At 44.4% G+C, this 14,932-nt stretch carries 12 protein-coding genes; 9 read left to right on the top strand and 3 right to left on the bottom strand.

From position 1 onward, the window contains the following. Positions 1 to 21 precede the first annotated feature (21 nt). The 6 genes from Q4486_RS13875 (at position 22) to Q4486_RS13850 (ending at position 7,189) form a co-directional block, all read left to right on the top strand. Positions 22 to 1,410, top strand: coding sequence for a sigma-54 dependent transcriptional regulator (locus tag Q4486_RS13875; protein WP_303419265.1), 1,389 nt, complete (start codon positions 22 to 24; stop codon positions 1,408 to 1,410). 624 nt (positions 1,411 to 2,034) lie between these two features. Then, a complete protein-coding gene (gene pcnB, locus Q4486_RS13870; protein ID WP_303419262.1) occupies positions 2,035 to 3,456 on the top strand; it encodes a polynucleotide adenylyltransferase PcnB in 1,422 nt (473 codons plus the stop codon). Continuing rightward, complete coding sequence (gene folK / locus Q4486_RS13865) at positions 3,446 to 3,931, top strand: 2-amino-4-hydroxy-6-hydroxymethyldihydropteridine diphosphokinase (RefSeq protein ID WP_303519824.1); 486 nt, start codon at positions 3,446 to 3,448, stop codon at positions 3,929 to 3,931. The genes pcnB and folK overlap by 11 nt, the downstream gene beginning before the upstream one ends. Positions 3,932 to 3,971: 40 nt before the next feature. After that, positions 3,972 to 4,766 carry a 3-methyl-2-oxobutanoate hydroxymethyltransferase gene (gene panB, locus Q4486_RS13860; protein ID WP_067868117.1) on the top strand — a complete coding sequence of 265 codons (795 nt, stop codon included), beginning with the start codon at positions 3,972 to 3,974 and terminating at the stop codon, positions 4,764 to 4,766. A 2-nt stretch (positions 4,767 to 4,768) separates the two neighbouring features. Continuing rightward, positions 4,769 to 5,617, top strand: a complete 849-nt coding sequence (panC, locus tag Q4486_RS13855; protein ID WP_303419257.1) for a pantoate--beta-alanine ligase — start codon at positions 4,769 to 4,771, stop codon at positions 5,615 to 5,617. 390 nt (positions 5,618 to 6,007) lie between these two features. Beyond that, positions 6,008 to 7,189 (top strand): acetyl-CoA C-acetyltransferase, encoded by a 1,182-nt coding sequence (locus Q4486_RS13850; protein WP_303519823.1) that lies wholly within the window; start codon positions 6,008 to 6,010, stop codon positions 7,187 to 7,189. A 95-nt stretch (positions 7,190 to 7,284) separates the two neighbouring features. Here Q4486_RS13850 and Q4486_RS13845 read toward each other — a convergent pair whose 3' ends face one another. Continuing rightward, positions 7,285 to 8,121, bottom strand: a complete 837-nt coding sequence (locus tag Q4486_RS13845) for a 6-carboxytetrahydropterin synthase (RefSeq protein WP_303519822.1) — start codon at positions 8,119 to 8,121, stop codon at positions 7,285 to 7,287. 144 nt (positions 8,122 to 8,265) lie between these two features. On the opposite strand from Q4486_RS13845, the gene rsuA reads away from it, so the two are divergent. Together rsuA and Q4486_RS13835 are read left to right on the top strand one after the other, a co-directional pair. Continuing rightward, on the top strand, positions 8,266 to 8,961 hold the full coding sequence (gene rsuA / locus Q4486_RS13840) for a 16S rRNA pseudouridine(516) synthase RsuA (protein WP_303419249.1): 696 nt from the start codon (positions 8,266 to 8,268) through the stop codon (positions 8,959 to 8,961). Next, positions 8,958 to 9,998 (top strand): methyltransferase, encoded by a 1,041-nt coding sequence (locus tag Q4486_RS13835; RefSeq protein ID WP_303419246.1) that lies wholly within the window; start codon positions 8,958 to 8,960, stop codon positions 9,996 to 9,998. Before rsuA ends, Q4486_RS13835 begins: the two co-directional genes overlap by 4 nt. 37 nt (positions 9,999 to 10,035) lie before the next feature. Here Q4486_RS13835 and Q4486_RS13830 read toward each other — a convergent pair whose 3' ends face one another. Continuing rightward, on the bottom strand, positions 10,036 to 10,914 hold the full coding sequence (locus Q4486_RS13830) for a DMT family transporter (RefSeq protein ID WP_303519821.1): 879 nt from the start codon (positions 10,912 to 10,914) through the stop codon (positions 10,036 to 10,038). 143 nt (positions 10,915 to 11,057) lie between these two features. Between Q4486_RS13830 and Q4486_RS13825 the strand changes: the two genes are divergently transcribed. Then, the gene (locus tag Q4486_RS13825; RefSeq protein WP_303419240.1) at positions 11,058 to 12,458 is read left to right on the top strand and encodes a PLP-dependent aminotransferase family protein; all 1,401 of its coding nucleotides are present in this window, start codon (positions 11,058 to 11,060) and stop codon (positions 12,456 to 12,458) included. Between the two features lie 260 nt (positions 12,459 to 12,718). Here Q4486_RS13825 and pnp read toward each other — a convergent pair whose 3' ends face one another. Further along, positions 12,719 to 14,824, bottom strand: a complete 2,106-nt coding sequence (gene pnp / locus Q4486_RS13820; protein ID WP_303419237.1) for a polyribonucleotide nucleotidyltransferase — start codon at positions 14,822 to 14,824, stop codon at positions 12,719 to 12,721. Between the last annotated feature and the right edge of the window lie 108 nt (positions 14,825 to 14,932).

The following is a 14,932-nucleotide window of genomic DNA, read 5'->3' as shown; positions in this document are numbered from 1 at the left end:
GGGATGTAAGGTAGAGAGCCTATGAGCCGTATTCTGATTGTAGAAGATGAAACAATTATTCGAGCTGCGTTACGCAGATTACTCGAAAAGAACGATTTTAATGTTGATGATGCCGCATCAGTTGATGAAGCAACCAGTCGTTTCAAACTAGACGATTTCAATCTAATCATCAGCGACCTTCGCTTGCCAGGCGCTCCCGGTACAGACCTTATCTCTTTAGCTAAATCCGTTCCTGTACTCATTATGACCAGCTATGCCAGCCTTCGCTCAGCAGTTGATGCTATGAAACTCGGCGCGGTAGATTACATTGCAAAGCCATTTGATCATGATGAAATGCTACTCTCTGTAAGAAAAATAATTGAAAACAATACAACTAACGGAACTCAAGCCCCTCGAGTAGAGAGCGATAATGGCTCTACAGATCAAACTCAGATTTTTGGTTCTTGCTCATCTATGCAAGAACTTGCAAAACGTATTACAAAGGTGGCTCGCACCAATGCAACGGTCCTTATTCAAGGCGAATCGGGTACAGGTAAAGAGCTAGCCGCTCGCTCCATTCATGAGCAAAGCACACGTGCTCATATACCAATGATATCGGTTAACTGTGCCGCTATACCTGAAAGCTTAATAGAATCAGAACTATTTGGTCATGAAAAAGGGGCCTTTACCGGTGCAAATACAGGTCGCAGCGGGCTTTTAGAAGCGGCTGATGGCGGCACATTATTCCTCGATGAGATTGGCGAACTACCCCTCGAAGCTCAAGCAAGGCTCCTGCGCTTTTTACAAGAGGGTGAAATTCGCCGCGTCGGCTCAGTCCACTCAAAGAAAGTGGATGTGCGACTTATAGCAGCAACTCATCGAAATTTAAAAGAGCTCGCCAAGCAAAATAATTTCCGTGAAGATCTCTATTACCGACTTTATGTAATGGAGTTACGTATCCCACCGCTAAGGGAACGCGGTTCAGATATCCTTGAAATTGCAGATAAAATGCTAGCCAATGCTTGCCAACGAATGAATACAGCTGAGTCTCATTTTTCCCATGAGGCAAGACAAGCTATGCGCACCTATCGTTGGCCAGGTAATGTTCGAGAACTAGAAAATGCAATTGAACGCGCAGTAATTCTTGCAGAAGGCACTGTAATCACTTTAGAAGACTTAGGTCTCGACATACCTAAAACCTCCTTGGATGAACTAGAAACCCAGTTTGCCGCAAGAACCCCCGAACCCGATCTTTCTTTAAGCACTGAAGAACAAGCCAACTTATCTTTAGATGATTACTTTCAACGTTTTGTTATAGAAAACCAAGATAAATTGAGTGAAACAGAGCTAGCGAAAAAACTAGGGGTTAGTCGAAAGTGCTTATGGGAACGCCGCCAAAAATTAGGTATTCCTCGCAAAGCACGAAAATAAACAAATACATTATAATTCAATTAGATAAAGGTATGACACCTCACCCGCAACGGTAACAAAGCAGGTGTTACCTTACTACCCACGCAGCACAACTTAGCGTAACAACTAGTAACAAAATAAGTACCAAAGTAGGTAGCCCAATAACAACAAAATAATAACACCATGTTTTAAAAGGACTTTTAAAAACTGGCACATGTCATGCACTCTATTAGTTCGAAAACAAAAAGAAGCACGCTTTAAAATCTAGACCACCAATAAAAATAAAAACTGGAATTAGAATTTAAAAGCACCCGCCTCGAATAAAAATAATAATGAGGTTTAGTAAAGCTGATCGTAGCGAAGTTGTAACGATCTAGAAGGCTCTTAGAAAAAATAACAACAAGCTAAGAAACATATATAGCAGTTGTTACCTGAGATGCGGTCAGCTATTCCATCCCCCTCTTTCCGAATAATAATTGAAACCAGCTAGCACTCCCATTATACCCTCTATCAATGGTATGATTGCGCACCCGATTTTTTATAAGGGAACGGCTAAAAGGATCATTACCACTTAAAATCCTTCTAAGACACCTAGCCTACAAACCCTCATACTAGATATTAAATTTGTATTAAATAGGCACTAAATTGCTTAAAACCATTAGCAAAGCGCTGGGTAAAGTATTCCGCGGCAACCCACAAACAAAAAATGATGATGGCTCAATGCCGACTTCTGCAATAATAACCGAAGCTAAAAAGCACCGGATAACAGAAGAAGAGCATAAAATTCCCCGTCGACTTTTAGATGACAACGCTCTTAAAGTAGCCTATCGCCTGCAAGATGCAGGCTATGACGGTTTACTAGTCGGGGGCTGTATTCGTGATTTATTACTGAATAAAAAACCTAAAGACTTCGACGTTACAACTAACGCTCACCCAGAAGAAGCGGCTGAGCTATTCCGCCGCGGTCGCCTGATTGGCCGTCGTTTTAAACTTGTTCATGTCCGTTTTGGCCGTGACTTAATAGAAGTTGCAACCTTTAGAGCGAGCCATGATAGCCAGCCAGAAGATGGCTCCGGTGAACAGTGCGATAGCGGAATGATCCTGCGTGATAATGTTTATGGCACTATAGAAGATGATGCCCTACGCAGAGACTTTACAGTTAATGCTTTATATTACTGTCCGAAAGACCATTGCGTATACGATTTCACCAACGGCTTCGAAGACTTACAAAAAGGTGTGCTGCGCATGATCGGCGATCCAGAAGATCGCTATAAAGAAGACCCTGTCCGCATGCTAAGGGCCGCTCGTTTTGCCGCTAAACTTGATTTCACGATTGAGCCAGCATCTGAAAGCCCTATCCGACCTTTAGCGCCCATGCTAAAGCGTATAGCTCCCGCTCGTTTATTTGATGAAACATTAAAATTATTTCAGTCTGGGCACGCACTCAAATCCTACCAGCAACTTCGACGCCTTGAGCTATTTGAACCTCTTTTCTCTCAAGTCCAAGACTTACTGAACGATCCTCAATTAGATGTTCCTATGGAAAGGCTTATTGAGAATGCATTAAAAAATACAGACCGACGCTTAGCACAAAGAAAAAGTGTAACCCCTGCTTTTCTGTTCGCAGCTATCCTCTGGTATCCCACACAGAAACGTATGCAAAAGCTAATGCGTGAGAAAAAAATGCCTCCACTGCCCGCTTTGCATGAAGCAGCGAATCAGGTCATTGCGGAACAGGTGCGTTCTACAGCCATTCCTCGCCGTTTTTCGACTCCAATCCGAGAGATCTGGGAGATGCAGTTGCGCTTGCCTCGCCGTCAAGGTCATCGCGCTCATCGTCTAATGGAAATGCCAAGATTCAGAGCCGCCTACGACCTACTACTCCTACGAGAAAGCAGTGGCGAACAACTTGATGGGTTAAGCCAGTGGTGGACTGATTTCCAAAATGTGAATAGCGAAGCACAAGACGAAATGCTAAATGGCTTAGATAAAATAGATAAGCCTCGCCGTACACGCCGAAAAAAAACATATAAACCAAAAAAAGAACGCTCAGGCAATGAAAGTTAAATTCCGTTGTTTTATTGGTTTAGGTAGTAATTTAGACGACCCAATACAGCAAGTATCAAGTGCGTTAAACGAGCTAGCATTACTAGACAAGTGCGAACTAATTAACGCATCGTCTTTATACGCCTCAACACCCGTCGGCCCACAAGACCAGCCAGACTTTATTAATGCAGTAGCAGAGATAGAAACAGAGCTCTCCCCTGAAGCTTTACTAGATCAGCTACAGCTTTTAGAACAGAAGCACCAACGCATCAGGGAGAGGCATTGGGGCCCAAGAACACTCGATCTTGATATCTTGCTCTACGGTCATCAGATCATAGAAACCGAGCGCCTTAGTATTCCCCATCCCTATATGTATGAACGTAGCTTTGTTCTATACCCCTTAGCGGAAATTAATCCGCACCTTTCTATGCCAAAAGGCTTACCTTTATCTGAACTATTAACAGCATGTCCTATGGGCAGCCTGCTAAAGATATAGGTATAATCGCGCCAACGCGTAATATTAGGAAGCTAATTCCATGAGCAAAATAACTCTGCACACGTTGTCATCAATGAAAAAGGCCGGCGAGAAGTTCGCAGTTCTAACTGCCTACGATGCTTGTTTCTCTCACCTGATCAGTTCTGCTGGTACCGAAGTCATTCTGGTAGGCGACTCTTTAGGTATGGTACTTCAGGGAAACGACAGCACGCTCCCTGTGACCGTTGAAGAGATGGCTTATCACACCCAGTCGGTTGCCCGAGGCAATCAGGGTAGTTTAATCATGGCTGACCTCCCGTTTATGAGCTATTCAACACCTGAACAGGCGATGGACAGTTCCGCGGCACTTATGCAAGCCGGTGCAAACATGGTGAAGCTAGAAGGTGGCGCATGGCTTTCTGATACAGTATCTATGCTGGCAGAACGTGGTATTCCCGTCTGCGCTCATTTAGGCCTAACACCACAAACCGTAAACAAGCTCGGCGGCTATCGCGTTCAAGGGCGCGATACAGAAAGCGCCAAGCAGATGCTGAATGATGCCGTCTTATTACAAGATGCAGGCGCAAGCATTATCTTATTAGAGTGCGTACCTTCACTTTTAGCAGAAGAGATCACTTTAGCGCTCGATATTCCTGTTATTGGTATCGGTGCTGGGTCAGATACCGATGCACAGGTATTGGTTATGCACGATATGCTAGGCCTCACACCCGGCCGAAGCCCTAAGTTTGTTAAAAACTTTATGCAAAATGCCGACAGTATTGAAGCTGCTATATCCCTCTATATTAAAGAGGTTAAAGATGGCACTTTCCCCGCACAGGAACACGGATTCGAATAAGCATGCAAACTATACACTCGATTGCCGAATTACGAGCTGCTCTCAAACAGGAGCGTTTGCAAGGTCGGCGCATAGGTTTTGTTCCTACTATGGGCAACCTACATGAAGGTCATCTACAACTAATAGACCAAGCAAAGTCCACTAGCGATATTGTTGTCTCCTCTATTTTCGTTAATCCGCTACAATTTGGCGCAGGTGAAGATTTAGACAGCTATCCTAGGACACTTAAGCAGGATCAGGAAAAGCTATCCTCCCGAGGTTGTGATTACCTATTTGCACCTACAGATGCAGAGGTCTATCCCCACGGTCGAGAAGCCCAGACCCAAGTTGAAGTACCTGTTATCTCAGACATGTACTGTGGCATAACACGCCCCGGACATTTCCGTGGCGTCGCTACGGTTGTTTGTAAGCTTTTCGGCATGGTACAGCCTGATGTTGCTATCTTTGGCGAAAAAGATTTTCAACAATTGATGGTCATTCGTCGAATGACCGAAGATCTCAGTCTGCCTGTTGAGATCCAAGGCGCCCCCATTGCTCGTGATGATAAGGGACTCGCTTTAAGTTCCCGTAACGGCTATCTAACACCATCAGAACTTGAGATTGCCCCTCTACTTAACCAAACACTGCAAACAGCTAAGACAGCGATTGTGAGTGGCAATAAAGCCTTTAACGAAATCGAAGAGCAAGCTCAAGCTACTCTAGAAGCTGCTGGTTTTAAAAGAGATTATTATAAGATCTGCCGCCGAAGTGATTTACAACCAGCAACCGACACAGATCATCAAATTGTTATTTTAGCTGCAGCTTATATAGGGGCAGCTCGTCTTATTGATAACCTTCAAATCGATCTATAAATCACATCCCGAGCGAGGAAACCTCGCTCGGAACCCGCTGAATTAGCTTAGTTTTCATATTTCTTAACTCTATCCTTCCCGCTTTTATTTTGCAGCGCAAAATATCTAATCATCAACGTAAGTCTTATAAGCCCCCTACTTTCGTGGCTTGACAAGCAGGGCTCTGGTCGCGCAGACTGCAAGAACGATGAGTTCCTGCAATGCAATAAAAACTATATGAATAGTATTGCTGCATAGAAAAACGGTTTTTAAACCAGTCATGCAAGATGGAATGACATATAAAGGTTTTTGTATAAATGCCGCTTTTCACCTGAAACAATCAAGTCATCTATATGGCTTATGATCATCGTGAATGAATTTTGTACATAGCTAAGCTAAGAGGCATTTCGAATGCGTGACGTTGTAATTGTTGCTGCGGGCCGTACCGCAGTTGGTACTTTTGGTGGTTCACTTTCTAAAATCGCTGCATCTGATCTAGGTGCAACTGTAATCAAAGGTTTACTTGAGAAAATCAACTTAGACCCAAATCAAGTAGATGAAGTTATTCTAGGCCAGGTTTTAACGGCAGGCTGCGGTCAAAATCCAGCACGCCAGGCAACCCTAAATGCAGGATTGTCAAATGAGGTATCAGCACTTACGATCAACAAAGTATGTGGTTCTGGTCTAAAAGCCATTCAGATGGCAACACAAGCCATTCGTTGCGGTGATGCAGAACTTATCATTGCGGGTGGTCAGGAAAACATGAGTGTAGCCCCTCATGTCCTACCAAATTCCCGTAATGGTGCTCGCATGGGCGACTGGAAAATGATCGACTCCATGATTAAGGATGGCCTATGGGATGCTTTCAACGATTACCATATGGGTATCACGACTGAAAACATCGTAGATAAATATGGCTTTACTCGCGAAGAGCAAGACGCCTTCGCATCAGCATCTCAAAACAAAGCAGAAGCTGCAGTAACAGCTGGTCGTTTTAAGGATGAAATCATCCCTGTAACGATTCCACAACGTAAAGGCGACCCTATCGTATTTGATACGGATGAACAGCCACGTTTTGGCTGCACACCCGAAGCACTGGCTAAACTACGCCCTGCCTTCAAAAAAGATGGCACAGTAACAGCGGGTAACTCCTCAACAATTAATGATGGTGCTGCGGCTGTGATCGTATGTTCAGCGGAGAAAGCGGCTGAATTAGGTCTTCCTGTTCTTGCGACTGTCAAAGCCTATGCCTCTGCAGGTGTTGATCCCGCAATCATGGGCACAGGCCCAATCTGCGCGACTCAGAAAGCCCTTGCTAAAGCAGGCTGGAGCGTTGACGACCTTGACCTAATTGAAGCAAACGAAGCCTTTGCTGCTCAAGCCATGTCTGTAAATAAAGACCTAGGCTGGGATACTGACAAGGTCAACGTTAACGGCGGCGCAATCGCTATGGGTCACCCTATTGGTGCCTCAGGTTGTCGTATATTCGTAAGCCTTCTACATGAGATGGCTCGACGCGATGCTAAGAAAGGCCTAGCGACACTCTGTATTGGTGGCGGTATGGGTACAGCATTAGCCGTTGAACGTAGCTAATAGCGATAAGAGGGGTTAATTAACGCCCCTCCCTTACATAAAAAAACCGCAGTTTTCTGCGGTTTTTTTCTTTAATTCACACTAACAGGCAATAACTACGCCTCTGCGATTGCTCCCTTACCAACCCCTTCATACGCTTTAACCATGACCCGGTCATTGGGGTAACTTAACTTGATTTGCTTAGCCAAATGGGAGGCAATCAATTCCACCGTAGAATCCGTATCGATTATGTAACAAACCCGAGCAGGCAAACTAATTTCAAACCGGCCCTGTGGGGCTTGGTAAGCATAGTTATGCTCATCATCACTTTGGGATGTTACATGGGACGCTGAGCCTATGTATATATCCTTAAACCGCTCCGCCCACTCCGCTTCTAAAGATCTATCCCGCTGTCCATTGATGAACAACTCAATTTTAGAACGATGGCCATGAGCAATGCGCTGACAATTACCATCATGCTTCTGCAAGCCATGACTGTAATGATAAAAAGCCCCATCAATTTTTTCCGGTACAAAGCGAATGGTTAAACCCTTAACTTCGCCGGGAAACAACTCAAGCAATTTTCCCTGACACCAATCAGCCAGTGTAGCTTCGTTAATCTCAGCCATATCCACTAAACAGATAGCCGCTTCAGGCGAGCGACAAGAAAAGCGTTCGCCATTAGGATAAGCCCACTCAACCGCGGTATAACCGGCATCAACCCTATACACCAACTCTGGCAACCCCGTTGGCACAACCAACGCATGATCAATCCAAAGATCGAACCACTTTTTAACTTCTTTTTTAACAATACCAAAATCACAAATCATCCCTTGATCATTCAAGCTGCCATCAAGTTCCAGCTGAACAAGCCACGACTCTCCCAATAACCCTCTTTGAGGGTGCAAATAGGAAAAATCCACATTGGTAAGGTTATCTACAAACAATTTCACAAGCAGGCTCCACGGTTAAGGCGCGTATATTAGCCTAAAATGCGCAGGTAAAAAACGCCGCAGGCTGTAGGGGATAAGCTCCTTCAGATATAATAGCTGCTTTATTCCATTCTTCACTCACCGAGTTACTAAAAAAGTACTTACATGCGCCTAGATAAATACCTTTCTCAGTCTTCTGGTTTTTCTCGTAAAGAGGTTCGCCGCTTTCTTAAAACAGGCGAAGTCACACTCAATGGCGAAGAGGTATCCAATCCAGCCTTACATATAGATGAGATTGAAGATGAGGTATACCTCAGTGGCTATCCACTAGAAGCACCAGGGGAAAAATACCTGATGTTGAATAAACCTATAGGCTGCGTCTGCTCCAATGATGACGGTACACACCCTAGCGTTTTAAGTTTTATCGATCTACCAAGAGCGAATGAACTTACAATATGTGGCCGACTAGATGTAGATACCACGGGACTTGTGCTTATTACAACCGATGGCCAATGGGCACATAGAATCACCTCACCGAAACATAAAACCGGCAAGCTCTATCAAGTAATCACTGCTGACCCTATCCCTGAGGATGCGATAGAAAAGTTTGCGAAAGGGCTGACTCTTATCAATGACAAAGTTCGCACTAAACCAGCAGAATTAACCATTGTTAGTAGCCACGAAGCCGAAGTCATTTTAACTGAGGGGCGCTATCATCAAGTTAAGCGCATGTTTGCTGCTATTGGTAACAAAGTAGAAGAGTTACATAGAGCTAAAATAGGCCAAATTGAACTTGATGAAGAACTAGAGCTTGGTGAATATCGCTTTTTAACTGACGAAGAGATCAACAGCATCCGATGAGTGATTCAGCGTTTCCTCTACTTGCTCCCTATATTAAGAGCGCAAAAACAAAAAGTCTGTGGCTAGCGGATGAAAATTTACTTGCCGCCAACCTTCAGCCTAACGATGCTGTCACCTGCATTACTAATCGCTTAGACCTTCAAGCTCAATTACAGCGACAAGGGTGGACAACATTTTTCTCCGACTATGATCTCTCCATTATTGAAGATAATAGCTTGGAGCGTGTCATTTATAGAGTATCTAAAGAGAAACTAGTTGCCCACCACCTGATTAATGAAGCCTATCGCTGCCTAAAAGTTGGTGGCGAACTAATTCTTGCCGGTAATAAAAACGAAGGCATAAAAACCTATTTCACAAAAGCTAAAAAGCTTTTTGGTATGGGTGAAAACAGTAAAAAAGACAAAGACACATGGCTCGCCCAACTCATAAAAACCAACGAACACAGCGACGACATCCTAGATGATAAAAACTATCACCAACTGCGCACAGGTTGTACCGATGATAGATTTGAGTACCAGAGCAAACCGGGGATCTTTGGCTGGGATAAAATAGATAAAGGCAGCGCTTACCTAATAGAACATTTAGATAGCTTTTTGATGACCCTACCTGAACCTCCTAAAAGTGCGCTAGATCTCGGCTGCGGTTATGGTTACTTATCCCTCAACCTGACACACTTAGACATCCCCGTAACGGCCACAGACAACAACGCTGCAGCTATTATTGCTTGTGAACGTAACTTTGCCCGCTACCCCATCAATGCGAAGGTCATCGCCGCTAACTGTGCACAAGGCATTAGTGAAAAGTTTGATCTAATTGTCTGCAATCCGCCCTTCCACGCAGGCTTTGCCGTGGATGGCGACTTGACCGATCGCTTTCTTAAAGCTGCCCATGATCACCTCAATGAACAAGGTATTGCTTGTTTTGTTACAAATATGCATATCCCATTAGAACGCAAAGCCCTCAAATACTTCCATCAAGCTGAATGTATTATGTCTAATGGTAACTTCAAGCTGATCCGTCTAACTCACAAGATGTAAGCTATCCACAGGCTAGCAAACACTAGCCTGTTTTAATCTATACCCTACGCTTAACCGCCAGATAGACACCCGCTACAGTAACGCCTATACCGCATAGCGCATAAATATTCAGTGTTTCATCAAAAAGAAGCCAAGCTTCCAGTGCAGTCAATGGCGGCACTAAATAAAAGTAACTAACAACCTTACTCGCTTCCCCCTCACGGATCATGACAAGAAACAGTAAAATAGCTGTCACAGATAAAGCTAACACCATCCATAAAACAGCACCTAATAAGGGCCAACTCCAAATCACCTCACCCGAATCAAACTGCCAAGCCAGCAATGCCATCACAATAGCTGTCACTAAATATTGATAGAAAGCGCCAACCATCAAGTCTACACCGCCGCCAAAACGTTTCTGATAGAGCGTACCAATAGAGATCGCCAACAAAGCAACAATCGCCGCGGTCCATGCATCCCAACCGGCAGCATCAGAATTTTGAGCGCCGTTCTGACTCACCACGAGCAACACACCCAAAAAGCCAAGCACCAGGCCTAACCACTGAGCTTTATGTAAGCGCTCACTTATCCACAACCAACCAATTAACGCAGTCAATAGAGGCTGAACCCCCATAATTAATGAAGTAATACCCGCCGGTAGCGCCCAATCAATAGCAACAAAAACACCACCTAAATAACAGGCATGTACCAACAACCCAACCACCATCTGGTGACCCGCTTGCTTAGGAGAACACCATTGAGGCTTGCGCCAAAACATAAGAGCTGCAAAGACGATCAAGGTGAGAAACATACGCAAAAATAAAACACTAAACGGCTCCATATAAGGCACAGCATACTTAGCACCGATAAAACCTGTGCTCCAAATACCGACAAAAGCCCAAGGTACTAATGTTAATTTTTGCTGCCGACTCAGCATTAGGTTAATCCCCACATATCTATTACAAAAAAGCACACTGTAGAGGCTAGAGTCCAAGCAGAAAAGGGACACAAAACATCGACCTTTTAGGGTACAGAGAAGCAATATATGAATTTATCAATAAATTAAAGTAAGCTGTACCCATGAAAAAATATGAACACTTAGTGCAGAAACTTCAATTACGTATAGAACAAGGTGACCTTCCACCAGGCTCCCGCCTACCCTCAATAAGAGCACTCAGCCAGCAATATCAATTAAGTAAAAACACCATCATTCGAGCACTAACTGAGCTGGAAAACCTAAAACAACTCCAAGTAAAAGATAGACAGGGCTTTTTTGTTTCGGCACAACTAAAAAACAGCCCTCCCCTGAAACCAAGAAAAGTCACCATGGGTGCAACCGCCTTTAGTGTATTAGGCTCAGCCAACCAACCTGGAAACCTAGCTCTTGGTTCTGCTTATCCAGATTCACGCTGGCCAACAGTTGGCTGGTATTATCAACAACTTGCTAAAACCGCTCGTCGATGGGCACTAGAGAGCAGCCGACGCAGAAGTCATTACAGCACGCCACCCGGTGACCCAAGACTCCGAAAAGCCCTAGCTGACCACCTTAATTCCACTTCTATCGCCTGCAATAGTGAAGATATTGTCATCACCCAAGGGGGGCAGGAAGCGGTCTCACTCTGCCTACGTGCTGTTGCCGAAGCAGGGGATACCATTGCCGTCGAGTCTCCTTGCTACTACGGGACACTGCAATGCATAGAGGCATTAGGCTTAAAGGTGATCGAGCTTCCCTCCGACCCAATACAAGGTACTAACCTAGATGCTTTAGAAAGTGCACTAGAACGCTGGCCGATTAAAGCCGTGCTCACTAATCCAAGCTTCAATAACCCACTCGGTTTCAACTTAGATTTATCGACCCGCAAACGGCTTATAGATCTAGCTAATCGCTGGGATATAGCCTTAATTGAAGATGATGTTTTTGCAGAACTCAGCTATAACCAGCAACGCCCAACCCCATTAAAAGCTTTAGATACGGAGCAAAGAGTGCTCCACTGCGGCTCTTTTTCAAAAACCATCGATGTAGACATACGACTCGGCTGGGTGCTTCCTGGACGCTATTATGACAAAATCAATTACTATAAATTTGTCACAAATATCGCGTGTCCGGCCATTACACAGCAAGCTGTTAGCGAACTACTCATTGGCCGTCGTTACCGTCGCCACCTAGCGCAAGTGAGCCGAATCTATAGTGAACGTGTTGATATGCTAACAGAAGATGTAAGGCGCTTTTGGCCCAAAGAAACCATGTTTATAAAACCGCAAGGGGGTATTTTACAGTGGTTTAATCTACCTGAGCGAGTCGCCAGTGATCAGTTATTTCAACAAGCGTTAACCGCAGGAATCGGTATATCCCCAGGCAATCTTTTTTGTGCAGATAACCGCTTCAATCACCATATCCGACTCTGCTATGCCCATTACACGCAAAGTAATGAACAGATCACAGCAATCGCAACATTAGGCGAAATGATGGATAGATTTTAAGCGTTTTCCACCGCTGATAAAAATATAACCAATTCTCGGCACCCCTCACTATTAGTGGCTCCCAGCGATCAGCACTCAGACTACTAACGAAGTTATCCACAGATTTATGGGATAAGTTATCAGCCCCTAAAACCTATGATCAACAAACCCGCTTTTACTTATCCACTGTTTGTAAAAAAACAGCACAAAAAAACCGCCATTGTTACCAAAGGCGGTTTTTTAATCCATCTTAGCCGAAGCTAAGTGTTATGCAGCAATGCTTAGCTTACTTCATTGTCAGCAATTAGATCTTTCATAGATAGTTTAATACGGCCGCGCTGGTCTACGTCCAGAACTTTAACCTTAACCATCTGATCCATCTGGATGTAATCTGTTACTTTCTCAACACGTTTGTTATCGATCTGAGAAATATGAACTAGACCATCTTTGCCTGGTAAGATATTAACGAAAGCACCGAAGTCTTCGATACGAACAACTTTACCTTCGTAAACTTTGCCGATCTCAGCTTCTGCAGTGATCTCTAGGATCTTATCAGTAGCGGCTTTTGCTGCTGCTTTATCAGCTGCATAAACACGGACCGTACCATCATCTTCGATATCAATAGATGCGCCAGTCTCTTCAGTCAGTGCACGGATAGTTGCACCACCTTTACCGATAACATCACGGATCTTCTCAGGGTTGATCTTAAGCTGAGTCAACGCTGGTGCATTATCTGGAAGCTCTGGACGAGCGTAACCGATAACTTTAGCCATCTCTTTAAGGATATGAACACGTGCTTCATATGCCTGTTCAAGCGCTATATCCATGATCTCTTCAGTGATACCTGTAATTTTGATATCCATCTGAAGTGCAGTAATACCGGTTTCAGTACCTGCCACTTTAAAGTCCATGTCACCTAAGTGATCTTCATCACCTAGAATATCAGTTAGGACAGCAAAGCCGTTCTCTTCTTTAACAAGACCCATTGCGATACCCGCAACTGGTGCCTTAAGAGGAACACCCGCATCCATCATAGATAGAGATGCACCACATACCGATGCCATAGAGCTTGAACCGTTTGATTCAGTGATCTCAGATACGATACGGATTGTGTATGGGAACTCTTCTTGTGTTGGTAGAACCGCAGCAACACCACGACGGGCTAGACGACCATGACCGATTTCACGACGACCAGCACCCATCATACGACCACATTCACCTACAGAGTATGGAGGGAAATTGTAGTGCAACATGAACGGGTCTTTACGCTCGCCTTCGATTGCATCGATGATCTGCTGATCACGTGCAGTACCTAAAGTACATGTAACAATAGACTGCGTTTCGCCACGTGTGAACAATGAAGAACCATGAGTACCTTGTAGTACATCGATCTGTACATCAATAGCACGAACAGTTTTATTATCACGACCATCAATACGTGGCTCGCCACTTACGATGCGCGCACGTACGATCTCTTTTTCAAGTGAGCTAACAATGCTAGACACATCGCTTGCAGAAGGCTGACCTTCTTCTTCACCACAAAGCGCTTCAACCGCTTTAGCGCGAAGTTCAGCTAATGCGTTTTGACGCTGCATTTTGTCTGCAACTTGGTACGCAGCTGCAATACCTTCAGCCACTTCAGCACGTACTTTAGCAACAAGCTCCTCGTCTTTTTCTTTCGGCGTCCATACCCAAGCTTCTTTACCTGCTTCAGCAGATAGCTCGTTAATCGCCGTAACAACCGCTTGCATCTCTTGATGAGCAAAAAGAACAGCACCTAGCATCTCATCTTCTGAAAGCTCTTGTGCTTGGGACTCAACCATCAATACTGCGTCAGCCGTACCCGCAACTACCATGTCTAGTTCAGACGTAGCAAGCTGCTCATAGCTTGGGTTAAGAATATAACCATCTTGCTCAGTGAAGCCTACACGTGCAGCACCGATTGGACCTTGGAATGGAATACCAGAGATCGCAAGTGCAGCGGATGTACCAATCATTGCAGCGATATCAGGATCATTCTTTTTATCTGCAGACATAACCGTACAAACAACCTGTACTTCGTTCATGTAGCCTTTCGGGAACAATGGACGAATTGGACGGTCGATTAGACGTGATGTTAAAGTCTCTTTCTCAGATGGACGCGCTTCACGCTTAAAGAAGCCACCCGGAATACGACCAACAGAGTAGTATTTCTCTTGGTAGTGAACAGATAGAGGGAAGAAACCTTGACCTGGTTTTTCTTCTTTAGCACCAACAACCGTACAAAGTACTTCGTTACCGCCCATTTTGACCAGAACAGCACCTGTCGCCTGACGCGCAACGCGACCAGTTTCGATAGTTACTTCCTGACCACCAAACTGAAATGTTTTAGTAGTTACTTGAAACACAATAATTTCCTTAAAATTGGATGAGGCCGCAGCGAGTTAACATCCATACCTAAGTAGTGCCAGTACTTCAATAAACTCTTTATATAAAAACCAAAAGTGTATTGAAGT

It is taken from the genome of Neptuniibacter sp. 2_MG-2023 (assembly GCF_030547495.1).
GTDB lineage: Bacteria > Pseudomonadota > Gammaproteobacteria > Pseudomonadales > Balneatricaceae > Neptuniibacter.
This window is presented reverse-complemented; position numbering and strand designations above follow the sequence as displayed.

What these genes read in the sequence shown, in the direction of transcription:
- panB (WP_067868117.1), top strand. Translation starts at nt 3,972, where the DNA reads ATGAGCAAAATAACTCTGCACACGTTGTCATCAATGAAAAAGGCCGGC.
- Q4486_RS13875 (WP_303419265.1), top strand. Translation starts at nt 22, where the DNA reads ATGAGCCGTATTCTGATTGTAGAAGATGAAACAATTATTCGAGCTGCG.
- Q4486_RS13850 (WP_303519823.1), top strand. Translation starts at nt 6,008, where the DNA reads ATGCGTGACGTTGTAATTGTTGCTGCGGGCCGTACCGCAGTTGGTACT.
- Q4486_RS13830 (WP_303519821.1), bottom strand. Translation starts at nt 10,914, where the DNA reads ATGCTGAGTCGGCAGCAAAAATTAACATTAGTACCTTGGGCTTTTGTC.
- panC (WP_303419257.1), top strand. Translation starts at nt 4,769, where the DNA reads ATGCAAACTATACACTCGATTGCCGAATTACGAGCTGCTCTCAAACAG.
- Q4486_RS13825 (WP_303419240.1), top strand. Translation starts at nt 11,058, where the DNA reads ATGAAAAAATATGAACACTTAGTGCAGAAACTTCAATTACGTATAGAA.
- folK (WP_303519824.1), top strand. Translation starts at nt 3,446, where the DNA reads ATGAAAGTTAAATTCCGTTGTTTTATTGGTTTAGGTAGTAATTTAGAC.
- rsuA (WP_303419249.1), top strand. Translation starts at nt 8,266, where the DNA reads ATGCGCCTAGATAAATACCTTTCTCAGTCTTCTGGTTTTTCTCGTAAA.
- Q4486_RS13835 (WP_303419246.1), top strand. Translation starts at nt 8,958, where the DNA reads ATGAGTGATTCAGCGTTTCCTCTACTTGCTCCCTATATTAAGAGCGCA.